This is a genomic window from Chryseobacterium gleum (assembly GCF_900636535.1).
GTDB lineage: Bacteria > Bacteroidota > Bacteroidia > Flavobacteriales > Weeksellaceae > Chryseobacterium > Chryseobacterium gleum.
The window spans coordinates 3,257,508-3,283,474 of sequence record NZ_LR134289.1 but is presented as its reverse complement, the minus strand read 5'-3'; the positions used below and the strand labels follow the sequence as shown (position 1 = coordinate 3,283,474).

Below are 25,967 nucleotides of genomic sequence, written 5' to 3'. Positions count from 1 at the left end.
GTATCTGCGGAAAAGACCGCCGGATAAATTATGATCAATTGGGAAGAACAAAATGAAAAAAATAAGTACAGCTGTATTATTGCTTGGAGCAATCTGGGTTGCTGCTCAGGAGAGCGGGAATAAAGAAAAAGAAATTGAAGATATTATCATCGTTGGAAACCGTAATGTCAAAAGAACAAAGCTGGAGACACCGGTTCCGGTAGATGTTATTAATATCGACAAAATTCAGAGGAGTGCTCCGCAAATGACTGCTCAGGATCTGCTGAACTATGTGATTCCGTCATTTAATGCAGTAAGACAGTCCGCTTCAGATGGTACAGAGCATATTGACCCCGTTACCTTAAGAGGAATGGGGCCGGATCAGGTTTTGGTATTGCTGAACGGAAAAAGAAGACATACAACATCTTTGGTCAATTATCAGAACACAGTCGGGAATGGTTCTGTGGGAACAGACCTGAGTACCATCCCGGTGATTGCCATTGACAGAATTGAAGTTCTCAGAGACGGAGCAGCTGCACAGTACGGATCTGATGCCATTGCAGGAGTCATCAATATTATTCTTAAAAAGAATGCCGGGGCATCAGCAAGCCTTACCTACGGTGTAAGCGGCAGAAATGATGGCGATACGTATCAGGCAGGAGCAAACTACGGAGCTTCATTAGGAAAGAAAGACGGCTACATCAATCTTTCAATGCAGTTAAGCCACAGAGGAAAAACAACAAGAACACAAAATCATGATCTGGATATTTTCGGGGATAATTTTGCCTATGAATTTGCAGATAATCCTGAGATAGCAAGAGCAGAAGATGATGCAGAAATTCAAAAAAGAGGATTGACGCGTGATGATTTTAATTTTCAGATCGGGGATGCACAGATCAGACAGGGACAGCTATTTTTCAATGCAGAATATCCTTTTAATGACCATTTTAAACTGTATTCTTTCGGAGGATTCAGCATCAAGGAAGGAAAAGGTTTTGGTTTCAGAAGGCTTCCGAGCGAAAAATCCAATGTAGTTTCGTCCATTTACCCGAACGGTTTTCAGGCAACGCTGGCATCCCAGATATACGATGTATCTTATGCTGTTGGGGCAAAATATAATATCAATGACTGGCTTCTTGATCTTAGCAATACATTTGGAAGCAACACTTTCAATTACAATGTAAACAATACGAATAATGCTTCATTGGGAGCAAAATCTCCAACGAGTTTTTACGCCGGAGCACACAGCTTCCTTCAAAACACCATTAATCTTGACGTTTCCAGAAACATAAATCGTTTCAATATCGCCTTCGGGGGAGAATTCAGATTTGAACAGTATCAGATCAAAGCGGGTGATGAGGCTTCTTATGCCCAGTATGATATCAACGGGAACATTGCCACCGAAGGTTCTACAGTGCTCGGTGCAGGCGGATCCCAGTCCTTTATCGGATTTTCCCCGGATAATGCACTCAGGAAAGACAGACATTCCACAGCCGTATATGCAGATGTTTCCTATGATCTGGACAAAAAGTTGAACATTGATGCTGCTGCAAGATTTGAAAACTATTCAGATTTCGGAAATACCTTGAATGGAAAGCTTGCTGTACGATATGAATTTGTAAAAAATTATGCAGTAAGAGCAGCTGTGGGAACAGGATTCAGGGCTCCTTCTCTTCAGCAGCAGTATTTTAATAATTCTTATGCAGATATTTCTACTTCCGGCGAGAAGATTGTTACCAAAGGAATCTTTAGTAATGATAGCAAAGCTGCAGAAATTCTTGGATTTGATAAGCTCAAGCAGGAAACTTCAGTCAATGCAAGTGCCGGATTTACCCTGAAACCTTTAAACAATCTGACCATCACTATAGATGGATACTGGATCAAAGTGAAAGATAGAATTGTTATTACAGGAAATATAACAGATTCAAGATTATCTGACCCTGCTGTAGTAGGCAATGGAAATGAGGTTGAAAGCGGAAGATTTTTCGCCAATGCCATTGATACAGAAACTAAAGGTGTAGATGTAGTGGTCACATATGACTGGATTCTTGGTAACGGAAAATTGAATATGAATCTTGCAGGAAACTATACAGAAACAAAAATCACAGACTTTCATTTTCCGGAAAATTTAGGAACGCCTCAGGAACAGTTTTTTGGCCCGGATCAGATCAATATCATTGAAACGCTGTCTCCTAAAACAAAAGCTTCATTAGGATTAAATTATGGAATCGGGAAGTTTAATTTTCTCGTAAGAAATACCTATTTTGGCAAAGTCATAAGAGATGGCTATCCGTTTGGAGAAGTACAGGAGTTCTCTCCAAAAGTCGTTACTGACATCAGTGTTGGGTATGATATTACAAAAAGTATCAACTTTACGGTAGGAGCCAATAATATTTTTGATGTTTTCCCGGATCGCCAGATTTACAGAAATTCATACTATGGGGTATTCAAGTATGCTCCGGTGCAGATGGGAACGCTGGGAAATTATTTCTTCGGAAGACTTAATTTTAACTTTTAATCATTAAATGAGTACTACCTCACATCAGATTGGCTGGAAAACAGCTGCCGCAATTGTTGTTTCCAATATGATCGGAACAGGGATTTTTACCACTCTCGGATTTCAGCTATCCGATATTACCAATACCTACAGTATTTTCCTGCTGTGGATCATTGGAGGCATCCTGGCTCTGTTTGGTGCTTTTTGCTATGCGGAATTAGGATCACATTTTAAAGGAAACGGAGGCGACTTTATTTATCTGAAAGAAACCTATCATCCTTTATTCGGGTATCTCATAAGCTGGATTTCGCTGATTATCGGATTTTCTTCTCCTGTAGCTTTGGCTGCATTGGCTATGTCGAAATATCTTTCTGTATTCAACTATTCTTTCGGAAACGGCTTTGCTATTGCTGCTATTTTTCTGATTGCAGTTACTTTGTCATTCAGTTTGAAAACATCCAGCCGGTTTCATAACTTTTTCACTTTCATTAAGATAGCGTTTATTGTTGTACTCATTATCCTGGGCGTCTGGCTTTCAGATTCACCACAGATTGGCAGCAGTTTAAATTTCAGTGACAGCTGGCAGAATGAGATCATGCTTCCGGCTTTTGCTACATCGCTGGTATTTGTAACCTATTCTTATACAGGCTGGAACTCTGCTTCTTATATTGCAGGAGAAATTAAAGATGTCCAGAAAAATCTTCCGAAATCACTCATTATAGGAACTGTTTTCGTGACGGTAAGTTATATTCTGGTGAATTATATTATGCTGAAACATGCTCCCGTGAGTCAGTTGGCAGGAAAAGAGGATGTCATGGGAGAGGCGGCTATCAATATGCTTGGTCCTGCTTTTGGAAAAATCGTTAATATTTTCATTGCTTTGCAGCTGATTGCAACAATTAGCGGATATTTATGGGTGGGTTCAAGATTAACCCAGGCTTTTGCAAAACATACCCATATCTGGAAACCATTATCAGTTGGAAATGCAAAAGGAATTCCGGTAAGAGCCATTTTTGCTCATGCTGTGATTGCGGCTATTATTATTTTAACAGGAAGTTTTAAAGAGATTTTTGTTTACACTGCTTTTATTTTACAGCTTTTTGCAAGTCTGGCAATTTCTACCGTATTCTTCCTGAAGAAAAAGGACAGGAAAATCTTTAAATCAAATGCTTTTTACATTTTCCCGACAGTTTTTCTTTTGTTCAGTATGTATATTCTCTATTTTACATTTATTCATAATCCTAAAGAAAGTCTTATAGGACTGGGAATTATCGCTGTAGGAATTGTTTTATATCTTATTGACAGAAGGCTTTCTAAAGAATCTCAGGCTCAGTCTTAATCATAGGGAAAGACGAATTAACAAATTGGCTATTCGGCCTTTTTGCAGTTTTGTCTCCTTTTCCCCTAAAGCTCAAAAATTTATGCTGATCCGGAATTTTAATTTTGAATTAATAATTCTTATCTTTGCACCCACAAAATTTCTACAATGTCTAAATCATTAATTCCAAAATTAGAAGCTATAAAACAAAGATATAATGAGGTTGCAGACCTTATTATACAGCCTGATGTCATTTCAGACCAAAAAAGATATTCTTCTTTGAACAAAGAATACAGTGATTTGGGGAAAATTGTAAGAGTTTACGATCAGTATAAAGGGGCATTGGACAGTATTGCAGAATCTGAAGAAATCATTGCAGATGGTTCAGACAGAGACTTGGTAGATTTGGCTAAAGAAGAAAAGCTGGAAGCTCAGGCTAAAATTCCTGGACTGGAAGAAGAGCTGAAAGTATTATTGATCCCCAAAGATCCTGCCGATGATAAAAACGTTATCGTGGAATTACGTGCGGGAACAGGAGGTGATGAAGCGGCTATTTTCGTAGAAGATATCTACAGGATGTACACTATGTACTTCAAAGCCAAGGGATGGAGACATGAAGTAACAGATTCCAATGAAGCTGCAAAAGGATACAAAGAACTGATAATGAAAGTGGAAGGTGAAGGAGTTTACGGAATCATGAAATTCGAATCGGGAGTTCACCGTGTACAGCGTGTCCCTGAAACAGAATCCCAGGGAAGAGTACATACTTCAGCAATTACAGTAGCGGTTTTACCGGAAGCTGAAGAGGTGGACGTAGAGATCAACCCTGCTGATATCGAAATGCAGACTTCACGTTCAGGAGGTGCCGGAGGTCAGAACGTAAATAAGGTTGAAACAAAAGTTCAGCTTACCCACAAGCCTTCAGGACTTGTGGTAGTGTGCCAGCAGGCTCGTTCCCAGTTAGCTAACCGTGAATTGGCAATGGAAATGCTTCGTGCCAAATTATACGATATTAAACTTCAGGAAGTTCAGGGAGATATTGCTGCTCAGAGAAAAACGATGGTATCTACAGGAGACCGTTCTGCAAAAATTAAAACTTACAACTATCCTCAGGGAAGAGTGACAGACCACAGAATCAACAAGTCTATGTACAATCTTGATGCTTACATGAATGGTGATATTTCTGAAATGATTGATGCAGTAATCATGGCAGAAAATGCAGAGAAAATGAAAGGGGAAGAAGAAAATTATTAAAAATTATAATAGATAAGCAAAGCCTCTGATCCTTCAGAGGCTTTGTTTTTTAATACCAAAACATAAAATATAAACTATGAAAAATTACAAAATTATTTTGTTATTGCTGCTTACGATGATCGGGCAGAACGTATTTGCTCAGACTGAAGTAAAGAAACCGAAAGAAGCTTTTGAATTGTTCTTCGGAACTTTTGTCAACAATGATGAAACAGCTTTGAATAAGCTTAATGAGTACCTGAAACCTACCGTTGAAGGACAGAATGCTTATCAGGTAGATTTCAAGGAAACTTCCAAGGAAATGATGAATGGCAGTGTTGAAAATTTCCTTGCGGCTTTCCCCAAGGCTACCGCTGCAGCTTGCAAAAAAGAAGCAGAAGATTATTTTACTGCCATGCTTGGAAATTTTAAAACCGGAAAGCTAACGGTTAAAAATGTAAAAGTAGTCCCGAATGAATATCTTAAGGACGAAAAAATAGCAGAGATAAGTTATTCTGTGAGTTTCCTTGTCCCATCAAAATTAACACCCGGACCAAAAGGTGATCTCAATAAAATAAAACCGGAAGAACTGAAAAAATATTTGATTCAGGCTGCCCAGGACTTCAAAAATGCAGATAAAACTGTTACAACTGAACAGAATTTTAATCTTTACGAATTGAAGGAAGGAGGAAAAATATACTATTGGAACGGCAGCCCGGATGAAATTGTTACCAATCTTACCGATTTCTATTTTGAAAGTTTCGGAGCAAATGAATAGTTGGAAAATACACCTATAAAGAATGAAAGTCCCCGTTTAAAGGGACTTTTTTTATTTCACATACTTTACGTATTTTTGAGAAAACCGATCAGTATGAATTTTAAACCTATATTGTTAACTGCTGGAGTATTGTTTTCAGCATCTTTTTATTCTCAGAAAATGAATTATCCTAAAGCATTAAAAGGAAGCCAGACAGATACCTATTTCGGAACCGCTGTTTCGGACCCTTTCAGAGATCTGGAAAATGATTCTGAAGCCACTAAAAAATGGGTAGATGAAGAAGTTGCTTACAGTCAGAATTACCTTTCTAAAATTCCGTTCAGAGACAAAATTAAAAACCAATTGAAAGATATCTGGAACTACGAAAAAATTTCAGCACCTTTCAAAGAGGGAGATTATACCTATTATTATAAAAATGATGGTTTGCAGGCTCAGTCTGTATTGTACAGAACCCATAACAAAACCAATGCTACAGAAGTATTTTTAGATCCCAATAAATTTTCAGAAAAAGGAACCACTTCTCTTTCCAATCTTTCTTTCAATAAAAAAGGAAATCTTGCGGCATATTCCATTTCAGAAGGAGGCAGTGACTGGAACAAGATAATCATCATTGATGCGGTGACCAGAAAACAGATTGATGAAACATTGCTGGATGTGAAATTCAGTGGGATTTCATGGAAGGGAGATGAAGGGTTCTACTACTCAAGTTATGACAAGCCAAAAGAAGGAACCGTACTTTCCGGAATGACTGATAAGCATAAAGTATACTTTCATAAGCTGGGTACAAAACAGTCTGAAGATCAATTGATCTTCGGAGGTGATAAAACGCCAAGAAGATATCTGAGCGCAGGAGTTTCTGAAGATCAGAGATATCTTATCATTTCTGCGGCGAATGCTACCAATGGTAATGAACTGTATATCAAAGACCTGAAAAAAGGAGGAGATTTTGTACAGATTATAAGCGGATTTGATATCAATGCAAGTATTGTAGATACACAAGGCGATGATCTTTTTATTTTTACCGATAAAGATGCTCCGAATATGCGTCTGGTAAAAACAACAATAAACAATCCTGCTCCCTCAACATGGAAAGATGTGATTCCACAGACTGAAAATGTACTGGGAATTTCTTCCGGCGGAGGATATTTCTTTGCAACATACATGATTGATGCAATAGACCAGGTGAAGCAATTTGATAAAACCGGAAAACTGATCAGAGAAATTACACTTCCAGGTAAAGGAAACGTTTCAGGATTCGGAGGAAAAGAAAAGGAGAAAGATATTTATTATTCTTTCAGCAATTATATTACACCAGGTACCACTTATAAATTCAATGTAGATTCAGGAAAGTCTGAAGTATACCAGAAGCCTAAAGTGAAATTTAATCCGGACGATTATGTTTCAGAGCAGGTATTCTATACCTCAAAGGACGGCACAAAAGTTCCTATGATGATCAATTATAAGAAAGGAACTAAACTTGATGGTAAAAATCCTACTATCCTGTATTCTTATGGAGGTTTCAATATCAGTTTACAACCTTCATTCTCTGTAGTCAATGCGATCTGGATGGAAAATGGGGGTATCTATGCCGTTCCAAACATCCGAGGAGGAGGTGAGTATGGTAAGAAATGGCATGATGCAGGAACGAAGCAGCAGAAAAAAAATGTTTTTGAAGACTTTATCGCTGCTGGAGAATACCTTCAGAATAAAGGCTATACTTCAAAACAATATATGGCACTTTCAGGAAGATCAAACGGAGGATTACTGGTAGGGGCAACCATGACGATGCGTCCGGATCTGGCAAGAGTAGCCTTTCCGGGTGTAGGAGTTCTGGATATGTTGAGGTATAATAAATTTACGGCTGGTGCTGGCTGGTCTTACGATTATGGTACTGCAGAGGACAGCAAAGAAATGTTCGAATACCTTAAATCATATTCTCCGGTACACAATGTAAAAGCAGGAACTTGTTATCCATCAACAATGATTATCACCAGTGATCATGACGACAGGGTAGTGCCGGCACATTCATTCAAATTCGGAGCTGAGCTTCAGGAAAAACAGGCATGTAAAAACCCTATTTTGCTGAGAATTGAAAAGAACGCAGGTCACGGAGCAGGAAGATCAACAGATCAGGTAATCAGTGAAAATGCAGATCTTATATCATTCGCTTTGTATGAAATGGGAATAATGAAATAGATATTTAAAAATATTCCAATAAAAAGGCCGGGCATTTGCCCGGCCTTTTTTATTCCACTAAATACAAGAAAAACAGGATATTAACAGAAGTTTCATGTTTCGTTCAAAAAAATTAACTTTACGGAGACAAAATTAATTGGAATGCGAAAGACAATTTCTGTGAAAAAACCGGATTTTAGTGTATCACCTCAGGCAAGAGAGATTTACAACTTTGAAAAAGACGGACTTGAACTCAAATCATCCTATGAGAGAAAAGATGTAAAAGATGAATCATTAACACAGACTTCTCCGGGAATTGAACCTTACCTAAGAGGACCGTATTCTACGATGTATGTACAGAAACCGTGGACAATCCGCCAGTATGCAGGATTTTCTACTGCTGAAGAATCCAACGCTTTTTACCGAAGAAATCTTGCTGCCGGTCAGAAAGGACTTTCAGTGGCATTTGATCTGGCAACGCACAGAGGATATGACTCTGATCACTCAAGAGTGGTAGGAGACGTAGGAAAGGCAGGAGTTGCCATTGATTCTGTGGAAGACATGAAAATCCTTTTCAATGAAATTCCGTTAGATCAGATTTCAGTATCCATGACCATGAATGGTGCTGTACTTCCTATTTTGTCTTTCTATATCGTTGCCGCAGAAGAGCAGGGTGTAAAGCAGGAACAGCTTTCAGGTACCATTCAGAATGATATACTGAAAGAATTCATGGTAAGAAATACCTACATCTATCCGCCGGCACCTTCCATGAAGATCATTGCAGATATCTTTGAATATACTTCGCAAAATATTCCAAAATTCAATTCTATCTCTATCTCTGGGTACCATATGCAGGAAGCAGGGGCCACTCCCGTACTGGAAATGGCTTACACGCTGGCAGACGGCCTTGAATATGTAAGAACAGGAATCAAAGCAGGAATGAATGTTGACGATTTCGCACCAAGGTTATCATTCTTCTGGGCCATCGGGATGAACCATTTTATGGAAATTGCTAAAATGCGTGCCGCAAGATACATCTGGGCAACTCTTTTAAAACAGTTTAATCCTCAGAATCCGAAATCGCTGGCATTAAGAACCCATTCTCAAACATCCGGATGGTCCCTGACAGAACAGGAGCCTTTCAATAATATCACAAGAACAGCCATTGAAGCTTTATCTTCAGCATTAGGAGGAACGCAGTCTCTCCACACCAATGCATTAGATGAAGCCATTGCTCTTCCTACAGATTATTCAGCGAAAATTGCAAGAAACACACAGATCATTCTTCAGCAGGAAAGCGGGATATGTGATGTGGTAGATCCGATGGGAGGAAGCAATCTTGTAGAAAGCCTTACCCAGCAGATGATTGAAGAAGCCATGAGGTACATCGATGAGGTAGAGCAGGAAGGGGGAATGACCAAAGCTATCGAAGCTGGAATTCCAAAAATGAGAATTGAAGAAGCAGCTGCCAAAAAACAAGCTAAGATTGACAGTGGTGAAGAATTCATCATCGGAGTGAACTCATTCAAATCCTCATTAAAACAGGACCAGATAGAAATCTTAGACATTGATAATACCGAAGTTCGAAGAAAACAGATTGAAAGACTGAATACGATTAAAGCAGAAAGAAATACTGAAGCTGTTGAGCAGATCCTGAATGAAATCCGTGAAAGCGCCAAAACAGGAAAAGGAAACCTTCTGGCATTATGCATCGAAGCAGCGAGAAGAAGAGTTACCCTTGGCGAAATGAGTGATGCCATGGAAGAAACCTTTGGAAGATATAAAGCAAATATTAAAACAATCTCTGGTGTATACGCAATGAATGCCGGTAAAAACGAATACTTTGAAAAAGCGCTTCAACTGACTCAGAAATTTGAAGAAGAAGAAGGACGTCGCCCAAGGCTGATGGTTGCCAAAATGGGCCAGGATGGACACGACAGAGGTGCAAAAGTAGTAGCAACAGCATTTGCCGATATGGGATTTGACGTAGACGTTGCTCCATTATTCCAGACACCGGAAGAAGTCGCTAAACAGGCTGTGGAAAATGATATTCACATTTTAGGAGTTTCTTCATTGGCTGCAGGACACAAAACATTAGTTCCACAAGTTGTGGAAGAATTGGCTAAGCTGGGAGCGGATGATATCACCATCGTTGTAGGAGGAGTAATCCCTCAGCAGGATTATGAATTCCTGTATGCCAACGGTGCAGATTTTATTTTCGGACCCGGAACCAACCTTCCGAAATGTGCTGTGGAAATCCTGGAAAAATTTCTAAATTAATTCTTAGTAAAGAATAAATTGCATGGCTTTTGTATAGTTTAATGAAAAAATTTCATTATGGCTTATACAGTAGTTTCAGTATTTCCGGTGACTGTAGATACAGAGGAAATTAAAAAAGGATTAAAACAAAAAGGCTTTGACGAAGCAAACATCATTATTTCAAAGTCAAGAGTAGAAAGTGGAATGTCTGCTGATCAGTATCAGGAAGATAAACAGACGCAGGATTTTTTTGACTATGTTTTCGCTAACGATGCGGAAATGTTGGACGCTTACCGCAAACACAGCGTAGGCAGAAGCAATGTTATTGTTTATACCGATGATCTTGAACGGGCAAAAACTGCCAAAGAAGTATTAAATGAATATGGAGCTCTTGAAGTTTATCGCAGACCTTCAGAAAAAAGAGACAGTATTCCGGATGGCATGACAGAGCATGAATATAATGGAATCATTGCCAAAGCCAGACATAATATCTACTTCCTGGGATCAGAAAGAGTATATCATTCCAATCAGGTAAAAGGAATGGATGACGAAATGGATAGTTTAGGCTCAAAAGATTAATTTTTACAATAAATTATAAGGCTGATTATTTTTTAATCAGCCTTTTTTACTGAAAAAAAAATTTGATTATCAGAAAAATTTATATATTTGCACCTGAAAATCAAGTTTAACCAATAAAAAAACAACGAAGCAATGTTCAGAACTAAACAGAATTCTACAGTTGGATTGCCACTTATGGTGGTAAGGCTTCGCGGTTTGGTACATTCTTAGAATAACAGTACAATGAAATATCAAAACCCGAAGTCGTAGAGATTTCGGGTTTTTTATTGCGCAATATTTAAAACTTCACGTTTCCCCGAAATCTTTTTTAGTGTCATTACAGACGAAACAGGTGAATTATAGTATCACTGTAACCGTCTATTATTAATCCATTCAACTAATGCTTTAGTTGATTAAAAGTTGTGTGAGATAAAAACAAATAAGTTTTATATCACATCATACTTCTGTGAACAATGGAAAATGATAATCTTCTGTTTTCCCGCCTGAGAAGCGTGAGAAGCAGAAAAAGAACAATTAGAAAAGATGTAGAAAAGCAGATAAGAAAAAAATATCGACGTAGTAAAGAACTTTGGGAAATCAGACGAAATATCCCATGGATTCCTTTGGATAAACCTTATCAAAGAGGATTTGTACGATTCTTTGTGGTAAGGGAAGATGTCATGAGATCTAAAGACGGAGATTTCTTTGAAGGAATATTGAAGAAAATTAATACCTACATGTATTCGGAAAGCCGCCGGTTTTTGAAAAAGAAAAGAAAATTCGGGCGGAGAATATATGTAGAAAGAGTACAGAAACTCCAGCATATTTCTTCATATTCCTGGAATGACCCGAAGCTGGGACTTACAGCAAGAGAAAGACCGTATTTTTTGAGACAGGAAGAATATTGTCCGGCCCGGAAGTCTTATGTTCCTTATTACGAATTTATTGAACCCTGGAGATTTATCCTGCGTATAAGACCTAATATGATCACCCATTATAAACCTGTAGATTTTGAATTGGACAAAGAATGCGCAGAACTGGACGATTATTTATGGCAGCATAAAATTGTAGGAATTATCAACAAAACAATGTATGGTAAGTCATCTTCAGGGAAAAGAAAAAGAGAAGATATTTCACTTATCAAAAGCAGGAAATATATTACCTGCACAATGTCTGCAACAGAGATTGCAGAAAGCTTACAGGACGTATAAGTCCGACTGTTATTTAAAACAAAAAACAATGGGAAATTTAAAACTAAAAGGAAAAGATATATTAAAACTGGGCTATCCAAATAACCAAAGCGTTAATGTAGCATTGGAAGTCATGAAAAGAAATTTTGCAACCAAAAATATTCACCATGTAAGATCTCTCTTAAAGGAAATTCTGCTGAATCCGGAGAGCTTTGAAAAAGATCTCACCTTCGGGCAAATTGCAGAAACCCTGCTTTCGTCCAAAAAAACAGAAAAGAGAATGCTGAATTCACAGCGTGCCCCGTTTCAGATTTTTGGAAACAACATTTCGGAAGAGGCAAAAAATCAGCTATACACAGCATTAAAACTGCCTGTTTCTACTCAGGGAGCATTAATGCCGGATGCCCACAGCGGGTACGGTCTTCCGATAGGAGGAGTTCTAGCGGTAGAAAATGCAGTAATTCCTTACGGAGTAGGAATGGACATTGGCTGCAGAATGAGCCTCAGTATTTTGGATACACCGGTATCATATCTTGAAGGAGCAAGGGATAAGTATGAAAAAGCTCTTGCTGAACATACAAAATTCGGGATGTATGAAACGCATAAATCTCACATAGATCATGAGATTTTCGACAGGGATACATTTGATATGATTCCGATCTTAAGAAGATTAAAGGGAAAAGCCATCAAACAGATGGGATCCTCAGGCGGAGGAAATCACTTTGTAGAATTCGGAGAAGTGGAAATCACTGAAGAAGACGAACAAATTGGCCTGCCAAAAGGAAAATATCTGGGAATACTTTCTCACAGTGGCTCAAGAGGCCTGGGGGCAGAAATAGCACAGTATTATTCAAGAATGGCGACAGAACAATGTCCGTTACCAAAAGAAGCACAAAACTTCGCATGGCTTGATCTGAGTACTCATCTGGGACTGGAATACTGGACCGCAATGAATCTCGCCGGGGATTATGCTTCAGCCTGTCATGATGATATTCACAGAAGGCTCGTTAAAGCGGTTGGTGGAAGAGTAAAAGCCAGAATTGAGAACCATCACAATTTTGCATGGAAAGAAATCCATAATGGAAAAGAAGTGATTGTTCACCGAAAAGGAGCAACGCCTGCCAATGAAAATGAACTGGGAATGATCCCGGGATCCATGACAGCAAAAGGATTTATTGTGCGTGGAAAAGGAAATCCGGAATCCCTGAATTCAGCATCACATGGAGCTGGAAGAGCACATTCCAGAGGAGAATGCAGAAGCCTTTTTACCCAGCATGATATCAAAAAAGAACTGAAGCTGAAAAATGTCACCCTGATAGGCGGAAATGCAGAGGAAGCACCAATGGCCTACAAAGACATTAATGAAGTGATGAATGCGCAGAGTGAACTGGTAGATATCCTGGGAACTTTCCAGCCGAGAATTGTGAGAATGGACAGGTAGTCAACCTGATATTTTACAACTTTACAGGTTTCAAAACCTGTAAGGTTGAATAAATAAAATATTTAAAAACAAAAAAATGGGAGCACCACATAACATAAAAAGATACGGTGAAGTCTGGCCGGAATTCAGAATCCGGTTGGGACTTGAAATTTTAGATAAATTAAAAGATAAAGTCATTATATCAGGCGGCTGGGCATGGCATTTTATGTCTGAAACAGGACATACAGAATATAAGCATGCTCATGACCATAAGGATATTGATGTTTTTGTAAAAAAAGAAAATGTAGCAGATGTTGTTATTATTCTTCAGGAGGAAGGCTTTCAGAAAGTCTGGACCCGGTATGATCATCTGCCCAGTGAAGAGAACTTCCGCAGGTATGAAAAAACGGTAGAGCTTGAAAATGATAAATTCCACAGAATAACCATAGATTTTTTTGAAAGAAATGATCTTGAAACCATAAACGCTAATGGTTTTACCATTGTGAAACCTGATATTTTACTTTCATTTTACAGAAATATTCACTCCAGTGATAAGTGCTGGGCAGTGATGGCTGCAAAAGATTTATTACAAAAGGGAATAAATCCAGTTGGACACCCCTTATTAAGCAAAATGCCTATATAAAAATGGAAAAAATTATACAGATCACTTCAGGAAGAGGTCCTTTGGAATGCCAGTGGGTAGCCGCCAAAGTTCTGAAGACCTTTCTTGAAGAGGCCAAACAAAATACAATAGACTACGAAATCATTCATCGTGAAAACGGTGATGAAAACCTGACATTAAAATCTGTGACTATCCTTTTGAAAGGAAAAGAAATAAATCTTTTCTTAAAAAACTGGTTGGGAACTGTTTGCTGGACAGGAAAAAGTACATTCAGAAAACTGCATAAAAGAAGCAATTGGTTTATCGGGATCTTTGAACTGGAAAATGTAAAAATGATTGATTTCAATGAAAAAGATATCAGGTTTCAGACAGCGAGAAGCCAGGGTAGTGGAGGGCAAAATGTAAACAAGGTGAATACCGCTGTGCGGGCTACCCACATTCCCACTAATGAAACGGTCTTTGTACAGGATTCCCGTTCACAGCTGGAGAATAAAAAGCGATCCGTTATCAGACTTAAAGAAAAGGTAATGGCCGTTTATATCCAACAGCTGGAAAGAAAGATGAAAGATACATGGTCCCTTCAGATGCAGGTAGAACGCGGAAATCCGGTCCGTACATTTTCCGGGACGGATTTTAAAAAGAATTATAAAGACAGGACATTCAAAAAACAAAGGAATGCCTTGAAAAACGAACTTAAAAACTATAGAAATGACCTTAACTAAAAGTAAATATTATTTTGAAGCATTAGACTACTTTCCTTTCAACCTTTCCGAATGTATTGATGCGCTGAACTATGCGTTATCTTACGAACCAGAAGACGCAGACAGCCTCTGTCTGATGGGAAGAGTATATTCCGAAGAATTAAAAGATTATGAAACGGCAAAGAAATATTTCGATGAAGCGATGCAGAATAATATTGGAAATGTCAATACTCCCAAGTATTATATTGAATGTCTCCTGAATAATGAAGATTATGACGAAGCCGGAAAATTAATTGAATTTGCCCTGAAACTAAAAGGAATTGACAAATCAGAAATTCTGAATTGCCGGTCTCTTATGCAGGAAAGAAACTTTGAGTATAAACAGGCTTTAGCAACGCTTAAAGAAGCCAAAAGATTTGCTTACAGCAGAGCAGCGCTGGATATACTTGAAGAAAGAGAAAAATTAGTCAAAGGAAAGGCAACCAGAACAAGAACTGTAAAAAAGGCAGAATAATCTGTTTTACCATGGTATAATTAAGAAAATAAGCTTTCTATTGAAAGCTTATTTTTTATTTACAGAAATCAGATAATCGTACACCATTTGATGTTGGTCATCCGTCAGCTTGGCTTTTGGAGCCATTCTGCTTAACGTATTGATCCATCCTTTGTCATCATGCTTCGTAGGTTCCGGCAGTTTATGACATTTTGCACAGGAATTTTCGAAGATCGTTTTTCCTTGCGCCAATTGCTCAGATGAGGTATACTTTGGCCCTGTTACAGCCACACTTTTTGGTCCGCATGATACCAGAAATGCTGATGTTGCGAAACCGGCTAAGATGATTTTTTTCATACTATTTTTGTTTGTTGATTACTTCTTCACAGAAACAATATAGTCATAAACCCATTGATGCTGTTCATCCGTCAGTTTAGCTTTTGGCGCCATCGAATTCATGATTCCTACCCATTGCACAGGATTATGTGAAGCAGGATCCGGTAATTTATGGCATCTTCCGCAGGAATTTTCAAAAATGGTTTTCCCCTGAGCAATCTGTTCTGCAGTAGACGTTGCAGCGCCTGCAGTAGCAGTGGATGTAGCAGCTTTCGGCGTACAGGAAACCAGCAGAATAGCAGTTAACGAAGCCGCAGCAATAAGTTTTTTCATGTTTCTTTTTTGATATATAACAAATGTAATAAATTCCTTAAGCCGTTGATACAGGGTGTTGTAGTTTTAATTTAGAAGAAATAAAAATTGAACTGATGAAGAATCGTCAGTATCAGATCAGGCAATTTATGCCTTTTGTCCTGTCATTATGAGGCAGCTATTGATCATTCCCATTTTAATTATTAATTTTGAAACAATGAAATTTTCTACAGAAGAGCTAATAGACGGAATACAGTCAGGAAACAAACGCCTGATTGCAAAAGCTATTACATTGGTTGAAAGTAAAAAAGCAGAACACAGAGTACAGGCAGAGGAGCTTCTGAAGAAGATTATGCCCCTTACCGGAAACTCTGTGAGGGTAGGAGTCACCGGAGTTCCGGGAGCTGGAAAATCCACTTTTATAGAAAATTTTGGAAGGTTGGCTATTGCTCAAGGAAAAAAAGTAGCTGTTTTGGCTATTGATCCCAGCTCGGCAATCAACAAAGGAAGTATTCTAGGGGATAAGACCAGAATGGAAGAGCTTGCCAAAGAAGAAAATGCCTTTATACGTCCTTCCCCAAGTTCAGGCTTTTTGGGCGGAGTAGCCAATACTACTTTTGAAACCATGATGATCTGTGAGGCCGCAGGGTATGATTATATTTTAATAGAAACCGTTGGAGTAGGACAATCAGAAGTACTGGTTGCCGATATTACCGATGTTTTCTTATTCCTTAAAATCATTGGAGGAGGAGACGAGCTTCAGGGCATAAAGCGTGGCATCATGGAAATGGTAGACGTTATTTTCATCAATAAGGTAGACAAAGACAATCTTCAGAAAGCAAAAAATACAAGGCTTGAATTAAAAAGAGCTTTAGACTTTATTCCTCCAAAAGAAAAAGGATGGAAAATCCCTGTTTTATTAGGCTCAGCCCTTCACAATGAGGGATTGCAGGAAGTTTATGATAAAATTTATGAGTTTATTGATCTGAAAAAGAAGAGCGGCCGTTTTGACGAAATCCGTGTTCAGCAGGCTGAAAAACGCTTCGAGTACTGGGTGCAGGAATATATTTTGTCACTCATGAAAAAGAGCAATGCTGTAGAAGAAGCTTATCATATGCACAAAAAAAATGCTTCAGCGATGGTTTCCAATCCAAGTACTGAAGCAAAATTATTTGTTGAAAAATTTTTATCTAATGAAAACAGAGACTAAGGTTTGTCCTTTTCCTGTTTAACCTCAGTTTTAGAGATATAACCATCATAAGAAATAGGTTGCCTGTCATTACTTCTCATAGAAACGAAAGCTTTGCCATTTTTAAAGATCTCAATATTGATTTCATCAACAGTTCTTACATCTTTTGGCTTGAACTTTAAAGTCCATTTTCCCTTTTTATTCTGAGTTTTAGTTACTGTAAAATCTTTTGAAGTAAATCGGTAGCTATTATCACTTGTATTTCCATAAGTTGGGTTGAACAGCCTTCCGAAATAAGGTAGAACTACATCAAGCGTATTTTTACTGACATCAATGGTATAATCTCCATTCAGATTAAGCATTCTCGTTGCAGTGGCATTAGGCATTGAATTCATGACATTAATAACATCATAATTCGTAGGATTGGCTCTTTGTGCATAGAAGGTAAACTCCTGTGAATCAACCAAAGCACTCACCATTTTCGGATCTGAAGCCCCCTGTGACGCACAGCTCTGAAAGAGAAACAGGAATCCAAAAATCATCAGTAAAGAAATATACTTTTTCATAATGAGATAATTATTAAATTTAAACAGCAAAATGTATGCAAATATATTCTTTCCGGAATATTTTGGAATAAAAATTGTTAAGGTTGAATTATTAACACTCAAACTATGAAAGTTACACATCTATTTGGAATAGGAGCTATTGCTCTGTCGGCTGTTGCCTGTACTACAAACCCGATTACAGGAAGGTCTTCTTTACAGCTGGCCAACAATTCGGAAATTTTAACAATGTCTTCGCAGGAATACAGAACGACATTGTCTAAAGGTAAAGTAATTACCGGTACGGCAGATGCAAAGAGAGTGGTAAATGTAGGAAACAGAATTAAAAATGCAGCAGAAAGATATTATCAGAGTATTGGAAGATCAGCAGATCTTGCCAACTACAGCTGGGAATTTAATCTGTTGCAGAGCAACGAGCTGAACGCCTGGTGTATGCCTGGCGGTAAAGTAGCGGTTTATACCGGAATATTACCGATAACAAAAGACGATAACGGTCTTGCAGTAGTAATGGGACATGAGGTCTCCCATGCACTGGCAGGTCACGGAAACGAAAGAATTTCTCAGGCAATGGTAGCTCAGTACGGAGGTGCTATCCTGGGAGGAACCATCTCCAATGCACAATGGGCCAGCGTTTTCCAGAAGGTATATCCTATCGGGTCACAGGTGGCTTTACTGAAATATGGAAGAGGGCAGGAATCTGAGGCAGATGAAATGGGACTTTACCTGATGTCTATGGCCGGATATGATCCGAGAGCCGCCATTCCTTTCTGGAACAGAATGGAAGCCGCTTCTTCAGGAGCAAGACAGCCTGAATTCTTATCTACCCACCCAAGCCCGGAAACAAGAATTTCAGATATCAATAAAGATCTTCCGAAAGCTTTGGAATATTATAAGGCTGCGGGAGGAAAATTATAATTAGAATTTTAATCTTGAGTAAGGCCTTATTAAATTTTTAGTAAATTTGGTAAGGCTTTTTTATATAACCACTAAACACAATATTATGAAGAGTTTATCAATTACCGGACTTATACTTCTGGCTGTTTCTGCATTACTTTTCTATTTAACAACTGATTTTGCCGTAGAGCAGATAAAAATTTCTCACATTATGGGAATGATGGCTGGTGTCGGCATTGGGCTTATCATCGGAGGAATGGTTGGATATGTAAGTAAAGGAAGCGCTATCAGAGCGGAACAGAAGAAAAAAGAATTCAAGCAACTGCAGAAAGACAAAGAAGAGCTTGAAAAAAAGGCTGCAGAAATTGCAAAGCGTCAGGCTGAACTTGAAGAACAAAATAAAAACCCTCAAATATAAAATCTGAGGGTTTAAAGTTGTTATTTTCGATATCAAATTAAAATTTATATCCTAAACCTACCATAAACAGGTTAGGTCTGTTATCATATCTGATTTCCGAACCGGAAACCTTGTTGATAAAATTTCTCTGATCTTTACTGAAAGCGCCTTCATATTTAGCATTTACAATAAGCTTTTTGATTTCAAGCTGAGCACCAAACTGGTATCCTACTGTAAAATCATTTTTGGCATTTTCTTTAAAATCGTTGTAAGTATTGTCTTTATTTAAGTTAAAACTTCCCACAGGACCTACAAAAACACCCAGCATATTTCCCAGAAGGTTATATCCTAAAAGAACCGGCACATCAATACGGTTGCTTTTTACATCAAATGTAGTATTTTCTGTAGTAAACTCATTTTTAAAATGAGTATAGTAGATTTCCGGCATCACAAACAGGGATGTAGGAAGGCCCACTTTTAATGAAAGTCCCACATTGAACCCTACATTGTTTTTACCAGTCCCCTGGATAGCATCATTCACTGTTCCTTTGATGTTAGACCAGGAAGGAGAGCCCGTCGGAAAAATTAAGTTAGCTTTACCCGCCAGTGAAATCTGTGCAGAAGCCCACATTGAAAATCCTAATAACGCTATACTAAGTACCTTTTTCATTATCGTCTATTTTTGTATTTGTCGTTTCAATCGTCTTATTATTCTCAAGTAAATATTCTCTCAGCTCCTTAAACAGTTCTGAAGAATAAACGAAGTCAATCAGGTTTTTATTGCCTGCAGTAATCAGAATGTCTTTGTTACCTTCCCATTCTTTAATTCCCAGTCTTAGGTATACAATTTTCTCGCCAATTGTCATTACAGAGTTCATATCGTGGGTATTGACGATGGTAGTGGTATTGTATTCTTTTGTGATTTCATACAGAAGATCATCTATTACCTTTGAGGTATAAGGATCAAGTCCGGAATTGGGCTCATCACAAAACAGATATTTGGGATTATTCACAATGGCTCTTGCAATAGCAACCCTTTTCTGCATTCCTCCTGAAATTTCAGAAGGGTATTTTTTTTCGGCTTTATCAAGATGTACTCTTCCTATTACTTCAAAAACCCTTTTCTTTTTCTCCCGGTAGGTAAGATTGGTGAACATGTCAAGAGGGAACATGATATTTTCTTCCACAGTTAAAGAGTCAAATAATGCACTCCCCTGGAATACAGTCCCGATTTCTGAGCGGAGATGCTGCTTTTCATCCCTTGTCATGGTATTGATATCTTTTCCGTCAAACAGGATTTCCCCTGATGAAGGCATATATACATTCAATAAACTTTTAAGAAAAACAGTTTTTCCTGAGCCACTCTGTCCGATGATCAGGTTTACCTTTCCTTTATCAAATGAAGTTGAAATTCCCTTAAGTACTTCAACATCTCCAAAACTTTTCTTAAGATCTTTTACCTCAATCATCAGCTTAATATTAATTGGGTTAAAATTAATTCGGAAATGATAATGAATACCATTGTCCACACTACCGCCTGTGTACTGGCTCTACCTACTTCCAGCGATCCTCCTTTCACATTGTATCCGAAATAAGAAGGTACAGTAGCAATGATGAAGGCAAAAACAGTTGTTTTGATAAATGCATAATAGATGAACAGATTGGGCATATACATTTGAATTCCCACAATATAGTCGTTCTCTGTCCAGTTACCGGTCAGAATTCCTGCAATATATCCTCCGCCGATACCAAATACAATACTGATGGCAATAAGAAGAGGGTTAAAGAGAACACAGGCAACAATTTTAGGGAAAATCAGAAAATTTGGTGAGTTGACCCCCATGATGTCCAGGGCATCAATCTGTTCGGAAACCCTCATCGTTCCAATACTGGATGCAATATAGGAACCTACTTTACCTGCCAGAATGAGACTGATAATGGTTGGCGAAAACTCCAGAACCAATACTGCTTTTGTAGCATATCCTACAAATGAAGTAGGAATAGGAAATGATGAAGCATCAAAGTTATTGAACATTTGAATGGCCACTACAGCCCCCACAAATATTGATGTGAAGACTACAAGCCCGAAAGAATTTACTCCCAAATCATTAATTTCTCTCATAAACAGCTTCCAGAAAACTCTCATTTTCTGAGGTTTCTGCAGGGATTTTCCTAAGAGGATAATGTACTCCCCTACCGCTGTGAAAAACTTTTTTAACATACTGCTAAATTAGACTTTTTTATTTAATTGGGCTAGAGTCAGGGATAAGACTAGAGCCTGGTTTTGTGTTAAAATTTATTCTACCGTAACCTGGTCTGTTTTCTTATTTTGCATTTTTATCTCCTCCGATGACCAAAAAAGTAGTTTTTAAAATAATAACAAGATCAAGTACAAAACTCCAGTTTCTTACATAAAAAGCATCGGCCAGAACCCTTTTCTTCATCTCTACTTCCACATCCCCGAAGTCACCACGCAGTCCGTTTACCTGTGCAAGTCCTGTAATACCCGGACTAACCATACTTCTTAAGCTGTATCTTCCGATTTTTGGTTTATAATAATTGTCAACCGACAACATGTGCGGGCGGGGACCTACCACAGACATTTCTCCTTTCAGAACGTTAATAAACTGAGGAAGTTCATCAAGACTGGTTTTTCTTAAAAATTTCCCTACTCTGGTGATTCTGGAGTCATTCAAAGATGTGGTTTTGGTGGTAGATTCATCATTGACAACCATTGTTCTGAATTTGATACAATTAAAAACTTCTTCGTGAAAGCCATATCTTTTCTGAAGGAAAAAAACAGGTCCTTTGGAAGTAGTTTTGATTAAAATGGCAATAATAGGGAAGAGCCATGAACAGATAAAAACCAAAATAATAACAGAAAAGACAATGTCAAATGTTCTTTTCATCAGATAATTAGAGTAATAATCCAGCGGATACCGGGCCTGGTTAAGTACCGGCTGAGTCTGTATATATCCAAGATCATAAAGGAAGAAATCGCTTTGTGTAATACTTGGTATGAGTGAAATATGAATCTTGTTATCTTCTGCCAGTTTAAAAATTTCGTTTTCCATGTTTTCATCATACGAGTTTTCCATTGATAAAAACAAGGTATGGATCCCGTTCTTTTTCCAGAAAGCGATTAATTCACTGAGGTTAAGCTCAGCATGTCCGTATTCAAATATTCTGTATCCATAATCTTTACGCTCAGTAAAAATATTCTTGAGAATTTCTGTGGAATGGCTGTCCCCCAAAAACATGACATTCCTGTAATTGGCTCCAAGGGATCGTATATACTTGATGGCGAAATAGATCAATGATTTCACCAAAAAGATGAAAATAAAAAGGTAAAGTGAAAGCCAGTAAATATCCGAATTGAAAAATACATTTTTACTAACCTTTCCTATAAGCAGAACACCAAGTATAAAAAAAAGGAAATGAATTAAAAGACGTTCAAGAAACAAGGTATAGGTAAGGTTCCTCGGGATATTGTATATTTTTGTTCTGCCGCTGAGAAGCACCCAGAATAAAAACAACAGAATCAGAGAAAAAATATTCTGATACCAGGTTTCTCTATGGTATTTTAAACTTTCGTTTCTGGTTATAAAAAAGAATATGAAGATAGATGCAATAACCATGAGGTCAAGCAACATAATGATCGATTTCAGGTATCTAGAGTATCGAATTCTCTGCATCTATCGGTATTATAGCGAATAACACCAGCTAATTTACACTTTTTTACGGGATATTCAGATATTTATGAGTCTGAACGGATGCCTGCCATTCAGGGTGTTCCAGGATGAAATCTGTGATCTTCGGATACATGTCATTTCTCTTGCTCCATTCACTCTGAAGATAAAGCTTACAGTTTTCAGAAACTTTTGCTGCCTGCTCCTGAGCAAACGTAAAATCATGATGATTGAAAATAATTACTTTAAGCTCATTGGCCTTTTGATAAATTTCTTCTTTCGGAAGACCTGTTTTCTTCGGTGAAAGAGTAATCCAATCCAGATGTCCGCTCATAGGATAGGCTCCTGAAGTCTCAATATGGATCGTACATCCCAATTCTTTCAGTTTGGATGTCAGGATGTCCAGATTCCACATTAAAGGCTCACCGCCGGTCAACACAATTGTTTTACAGTGTCTGGCAGCCGTTTCTGCAATTTCTTCTGCATTCATAAGAGGGTGAAGCTCAGGGTCCCAGCTTTCTTTTACATCACACCAGTGACATCCTACATCACAACCTCCCAGCCTGATAAAATAGGCGGCTTTTCCGGTATGTGCCCCTTCTCCCTGTAAAGTGTAAAAATGCTCCATCACAGGGAGCATTTTACCTTCTTTTAATAAAATATCTTCTTCTTTATTCATTTTAAAATTAGTCGTTATAGACCGAAGTTTTGTAAGCAATGATGGTATTTTTCATCAACATTGCTCTCGTCATTGGGCCTACACCTCCAGGTACCGGAGTGATCCAGCTTGCTTTTGCTGCACAGCTGTCAAAATCCACATCACCTGCAAGGTAATATCCTTTTGGAGAGTCGTTGTCTACTCTTGTAATACCCACATCAATAATTACGGCTCCTTCTTTGATCATATCTCCTTTTAAGAAGTGAGGATCTCCTAAAGCGGTAATAACGATATCTGCTTTTTTGGTGTATTCTTCGATGTCTTTTGTATATGAGTGTGTAAGGGTAACGGTAGAGTTCCCAGGGAAATCTTTTCTTCCCATAAGAATACTCATCGGTCTTCCTACAATTTTACTTCTTCCGATAATTACACAGTCTTTCCCTTTCGTTTCAATATTATATCTTTCCAATAATGTTAAAATCCCGAAAGGTGTTGCCGGTAAGAAAGTATCCATCTCAAGGGCCATTTTCCCGAAATTTTCAGGATGGAAACCATCCACATCTTTTCTCGGATCAATTGCATTGATGATCTTCTCCTGGTCAATCTGATCCGGTAAAGGCAGCTGAACGATAAATCCGTCTACTGCTTTAGACTTGTTAAGCTCGTCAATCTTTTCCAATAGTTCAGATTCAGAAACTGTGCTTGGAAATTTTATTAAGCTGGATTGAAATCCTACTTCTTCACAGTCTTTCACTTTGGAGTTTACATAAGCCTTGCTTGCTCCGTTATTTCCTACAAGAATAGCCACCAGATGCGGTGCTCTTCTTTTGCTTTCCAGAATCTTTTCTACTTCAACCTTGATCTCCGCTTTAATTTCCTTGGATACTTTAAGTCCGTCAAGAATTTCTGCCATTTTTACTTTTTTACTTTATAGATTTACTTTTACTTTCTTTTTTACTTACTATTTGTTTTTCTTATAGTAATTGATCAATCCGTTGGTAGAACTGTCGTGAGAGCTAATTGTTTCATTGTTCTCAAGCTCAGGAAGAATTTTATTGGCTAATACTTTTCCTAATTCCACTCCAAACTGGTCAAAGCTGAAAATATTCCAGATTACACCCTGAACAAAAATTTTATGCTCATATAAAGCAATCAGTTGTCCTAATGAAAAAGGAGTTAATTCTTTGAATAATATAGAGTTAGTCGGTGTATTTCCGTGGAAGACTTTAAAATTGATAAGTCTGTCTATTTCCTCATCAGATTTGCCTGCATTTCTAAGTTCTTCCTCCACTTCTTCTTCCAGTTTTCCGAAGGCAAGTGCTTCAGTCTGAGCGAAAAAGTTGGCCAATAATTTATCCTGATGATCAGAAACAAGGTTCGGGCTTTTAGCATAAGCAATAAAATCTGCCGGAATCAATTCTGTTCCCTGGTGAATCAATTGATAAAATGCGTGCTGTCCGTTTGTTCCCGGCTCTCCCCAAATGATAGGTCCCGTTTCATATTCCACAAATTCACCGTTTCTGTCAACACATTTTCCGTTACTTTCCATATCTCCCTGCTGAAAATACGCTGCAAATCTGTCAAGATATTGAGAATAAGGAAGAATTGCGTAAGTAGTTGCTGCATAGAAATTACGATACCAGATTCCTAAAAGACCCATTAATACAGGAATATTTTCAGAGAATTCTGCTGTCTGGAAGTGCTGGTCAGTATCATAAGCACCTCTCAAAAGCTGTTCAAAGTTTTCGTATCCTACAGAAAGAACAATACTTAATCCGATAGCACTCCAAAGAGAATATCTTCCGCCAACCCAATCCCAGAATTCAAAAATATTTTCTTCTGCAATTCCGAATTTCTTAACTTCTTCAATATTGGTAGATAAGGCAACAAAATGCTTCGCCACATCTTCCTGTTTTCCCGCCTTCAGGAACCAGTCTTTCGCTGAATGCGCATTCGTCATCGTTTCCTGGGTTGTAAAGGTCTTGGAAGCAATGATGAATAAAGTGGTCTCCGGATTCAGATTTTTCACCACTTCTGCAATATGATTTCCATCCACATTGGAAACAAAGTGAGTGTTTAGTCTTGTTTTAAAATGCTTTAACGCTGAACAAACCATCACAGGACCCAAATCTGACCCTCCGATACCGATGTTGACTACATCTGTGATCTCTTTGCCGCTGAAACCTTTATGCTCTCCTGAAATAATTTTTTCAGAAAAAGATTTCATATGCTCAAGCACTCGTTTGATCTGTGGTTTGATGTTTTCTCCATCCACAAGGATTTCACGGTCAGAAAAATCTCTCAATGCTGTGTGCAACACCGCTCTTCCTTCTGTTTCATTGATCTTATCTCCGGAGAACATTTTGGAAATGGCATCTTTCAGCTGACATTCTTCTGCCAATTGTAATAAAAGATCTTTTGTTCTTGAGTCAATTAAATTTTTGGAATAATCAAAAAGGTAGTTGTCCTTTTGCAGGGAAAACTCATTAAAACGGTTCGGGTTATACTGGAAAAGAGTTCTAAGGTCAAAGTCATTTCCACCGAAGTGCTCGTCAAGTGCTTTCCAGCTGTTGGTTTGTGTTGGATTTATTTTTGATAGCATATTACAGAATTTTTATCATTCAGAAGATCATGTATTGGATGAAAATTGCTAATAATCCATAATCATTTATTTCTGATTTGCAAATTTACGGAAAAATAAAACCTCAG

General features: G+C 38.1%; 25 protein-coding genes. 15 read left to right on the top strand and 10 right to left on the bottom strand.

Annotation, left to right across the window (positions count from 1 at the left end):
* The first annotated feature begins 52 nt into the window (after positions 1-52).
* The 12 genes from EL165_RS14915 (at position 53) to EL165_RS14860 (ending at position 15,241) form a co-directional block, all read left to right on the top strand.
* Complete coding sequence (locus EL165_RS14915; protein ID WP_002983957.1) at positions 53-2,497, top strand: TonB-dependent receptor plug domain-containing protein; 2,445 nt, start codon at positions 53-55, stop codon at positions 2,495-2,497.
* Between the two features lie 7 nt (positions 2,498-2,504).
* Positions 2,505-3,815 (top strand): APC family permease, encoded by a 1,311-nt coding sequence (locus tag EL165_RS14910; RefSeq protein WP_002983955.1) that lies wholly within the window; start codon positions 2,505-2,507, stop codon positions 3,813-3,815.
* A gap of 147 nt (positions 3,816-3,962) precedes the next feature.
* Entirely contained in the window at positions 3,963-5,048 is a 1,086-nt protein-coding gene (prfA, locus tag EL165_RS14905; protein ID WP_002983952.1) for a peptide chain release factor 1, read from the top strand.
* 76 nt (positions 5,049-5,124) lie between these two features.
* Complete coding sequence (locus EL165_RS14900) at positions 5,125-5,802, top strand: hypothetical protein (protein WP_002983950.1); 678 nt, start codon at positions 5,125-5,127, stop codon at positions 5,800-5,802.
* A 93-nt stretch (positions 5,803-5,895) separates the two neighbouring features.
* Complete coding sequence (locus EL165_RS14895) at positions 5,896-7,998, top strand: prolyl oligopeptidase family serine peptidase (RefSeq protein ID WP_041462116.1); 2,103 nt, start codon at positions 5,896-5,898, stop codon at positions 7,996-7,998.
* Between the two features lie 141 nt (positions 7,999-8,139).
* Complete coding sequence (scpA, locus tag EL165_RS14890) at positions 8,140-10,257, top strand: methylmalonyl-CoA mutase (protein ID WP_002983947.1); 2,118 nt, start codon at positions 8,140-8,142, stop codon at positions 10,255-10,257.
* A gap of 57 nt (positions 10,258-10,314) precedes the next feature.
* The gene (locus EL165_RS14885) at positions 10,315-10,815 is read left to right on the top strand and encodes a hypothetical protein (protein WP_002983945.1); all 501 of its coding nucleotides are present in this window, start codon (positions 10,315-10,317) and stop codon (positions 10,813-10,815) included.
* Positions 10,816-11,267: 452 nt separating this feature from the next.
* Entirely contained in the window at positions 11,268-12,005 is a 738-nt protein-coding gene (locus EL165_RS14880) for a hypothetical protein (RefSeq protein WP_002983943.1), read from the top strand.
* A gap of 28 nt (positions 12,006-12,033) precedes the next feature.
* A complete protein-coding gene (locus EL165_RS14875) occupies positions 12,034-13,425 on the top strand; it encodes an RtcB family protein (protein ID WP_002983942.1) in 1,392 nt (463 codons plus the stop codon).
* A 76-nt stretch (positions 13,426-13,501) separates the two neighbouring features.
* Positions 13,502-14,047: a nucleotidyltransferase family protein gene (locus tag EL165_RS14870; RefSeq protein ID WP_002983940.1), complete on the top strand. Its 546-nt coding sequence runs from the start codon at positions 13,502-13,504 to the stop codon at positions 14,045-14,047.
* A 2-nt stretch (positions 14,048-14,049) separates the two neighbouring features.
* A complete protein-coding gene (prfH, locus tag EL165_RS14865) occupies positions 14,050-14,748 on the top strand; it encodes a peptide chain release factor H (RefSeq protein WP_002983938.1) in 699 nt (232 codons plus the stop codon).
* Positions 14,735-15,241 (top strand): tetratricopeptide repeat protein, encoded by a 507-nt coding sequence (locus EL165_RS14860; protein WP_002983937.1) that lies wholly within the window; start codon positions 14,735-14,737, stop codon positions 15,239-15,241. Before prfH ends, EL165_RS14860 begins: the two co-directional genes overlap by 14 nt.
* 48 nt (positions 15,242-15,289) lie before the next feature.
* Here the strand turns inward: EL165_RS14860 and EL165_RS14855 are convergent, their stop codons facing one another.
* Together EL165_RS14855 and EL165_RS14850 are read right to left on the bottom strand one after the other, a co-directional pair.
* On the bottom strand, positions 15,290-15,577 hold the full coding sequence (locus tag EL165_RS14855) for a c-type cytochrome (protein ID WP_002983935.1): 288 nt from the start codon (positions 15,575-15,577) through the stop codon (positions 15,290-15,292).
* Positions 15,578-15,595: 18 nt separating this feature from the next.
* A complete protein-coding gene (locus EL165_RS14850) occupies positions 15,596-15,889 on the bottom strand; it encodes a c-type cytochrome (protein ID WP_002983933.1) in 294 nt (97 codons plus the stop codon).
* Positions 15,890-16,085: 196 nt separating this feature from the next.
* Here EL165_RS14850 and meaB point away from each other — a divergent pair, with 196 nt between their 5' ends.
* Positions 16,086-17,078, top strand: coding sequence for a methylmalonyl Co-A mutase-associated GTPase MeaB (meaB, locus tag EL165_RS14845; protein ID WP_041462115.1), 993 nt, complete (start codon positions 16,086-16,088; stop codon positions 17,076-17,078).
* Here the strand turns inward: meaB and EL165_RS14840 are convergent.
* Positions 17,075-17,623 (bottom strand): DUF4251 domain-containing protein, encoded by a 549-nt coding sequence (locus tag EL165_RS14840; protein WP_002983929.1) that lies wholly within the window; start codon positions 17,621-17,623, stop codon positions 17,075-17,077. The genes meaB and EL165_RS14840 overlap by 4 nt on opposite strands.
* Before the next feature lie 105 nt (positions 17,624-17,728).
* Here EL165_RS14840 and EL165_RS14835 point away from each other — a divergent pair, with 105 nt between their 5' ends.
* Positions 17,729-18,535, top strand: a complete 807-nt coding sequence (locus tag EL165_RS14835; RefSeq protein WP_002983927.1) for a M48 family metallopeptidase — start codon at positions 17,729-17,731, stop codon at positions 18,533-18,535.
* Positions 18,536-18,620: 85 nt separating this feature from the next.
* Positions 18,621-18,932 carry a hypothetical protein gene (locus tag EL165_RS14830; protein ID WP_002983926.1) on the top strand — a complete coding sequence of 104 codons (312 nt, stop codon included), beginning with the start codon at positions 18,621-18,623 and terminating at the stop codon, positions 18,930-18,932.
* Between the two features lie 37 nt (positions 18,933-18,969).
* On the opposite strand, the gene EL165_RS14825 is transcribed toward EL165_RS14830, so the two are convergent.
* The 7 genes from EL165_RS14825 to pgi all read right to left on the bottom strand — a co-directional run bounded on the left by EL165_RS14825 (position 18,970) and on the right by pgi (position 25,860).
* Positions 18,970-19,581 carry an outer membrane beta-barrel protein gene (locus EL165_RS14825; protein WP_002983924.1) on the bottom strand — a complete coding sequence of 204 codons (612 nt, stop codon included), beginning with the start codon at positions 19,579-19,581 and terminating at the stop codon, positions 18,970-18,972.
* Positions 19,565-20,380, bottom strand: coding sequence for an ABC transporter ATP-binding protein (locus tag EL165_RS14820; RefSeq protein WP_002983922.1), 816 nt, complete (start codon positions 20,378-20,380; stop codon positions 19,565-19,567). Before EL165_RS14820 ends, EL165_RS14825 begins: the two co-directional genes overlap by 17 nt.
* Entirely contained in the window at positions 20,380-21,132 is a 753-nt protein-coding gene (locus EL165_RS14815; RefSeq protein ID WP_002983919.1) for an MlaE family ABC transporter permease, read from the bottom strand. Before EL165_RS14815 ends, EL165_RS14820 begins: the two co-directional genes overlap by 1 nt.
* A 103-nt stretch (positions 21,133-21,235) precedes the next feature.
* On the bottom strand, positions 21,236-22,606 hold the full coding sequence (locus EL165_RS14810) for an exopolysaccharide biosynthesis polyprenyl glycosylphosphotransferase (protein ID WP_041462085.1): 1,371 nt from the start codon (positions 22,604-22,606) through the stop codon (positions 21,236-21,238).
* 43 nt (positions 22,607-22,649) lie between these two features.
* The gene (locus tag EL165_RS14805; protein WP_002983917.1) at positions 22,650-23,279 is read right to left on the bottom strand and encodes a 7-carboxy-7-deazaguanine synthase QueE; all 630 of its coding nucleotides are present in this window, start codon (positions 23,277-23,279) and stop codon (positions 22,650-22,652) included.
* Positions 23,280-23,286: 7 nt separating this feature from the next.
* Positions 23,287-24,171, bottom strand: coding sequence for a bifunctional 5,10-methylenetetrahydrofolate dehydrogenase/5,10-methenyltetrahydrofolate cyclohydrolase (locus tag EL165_RS14800; protein ID WP_002983915.1), 885 nt, complete (start codon positions 24,169-24,171; stop codon positions 23,287-23,289).
* 48 nt (positions 24,172-24,219) lie between these two features.
* The gene (gene pgi, locus EL165_RS14795; RefSeq protein WP_002983914.1) at positions 24,220-25,860 is read right to left on the bottom strand and encodes a glucose-6-phosphate isomerase; all 1,641 of its coding nucleotides are present in this window, start codon (positions 25,858-25,860) and stop codon (positions 24,220-24,222) included.
* Positions 25,861-25,967 lie beyond the last annotated feature (107 nt).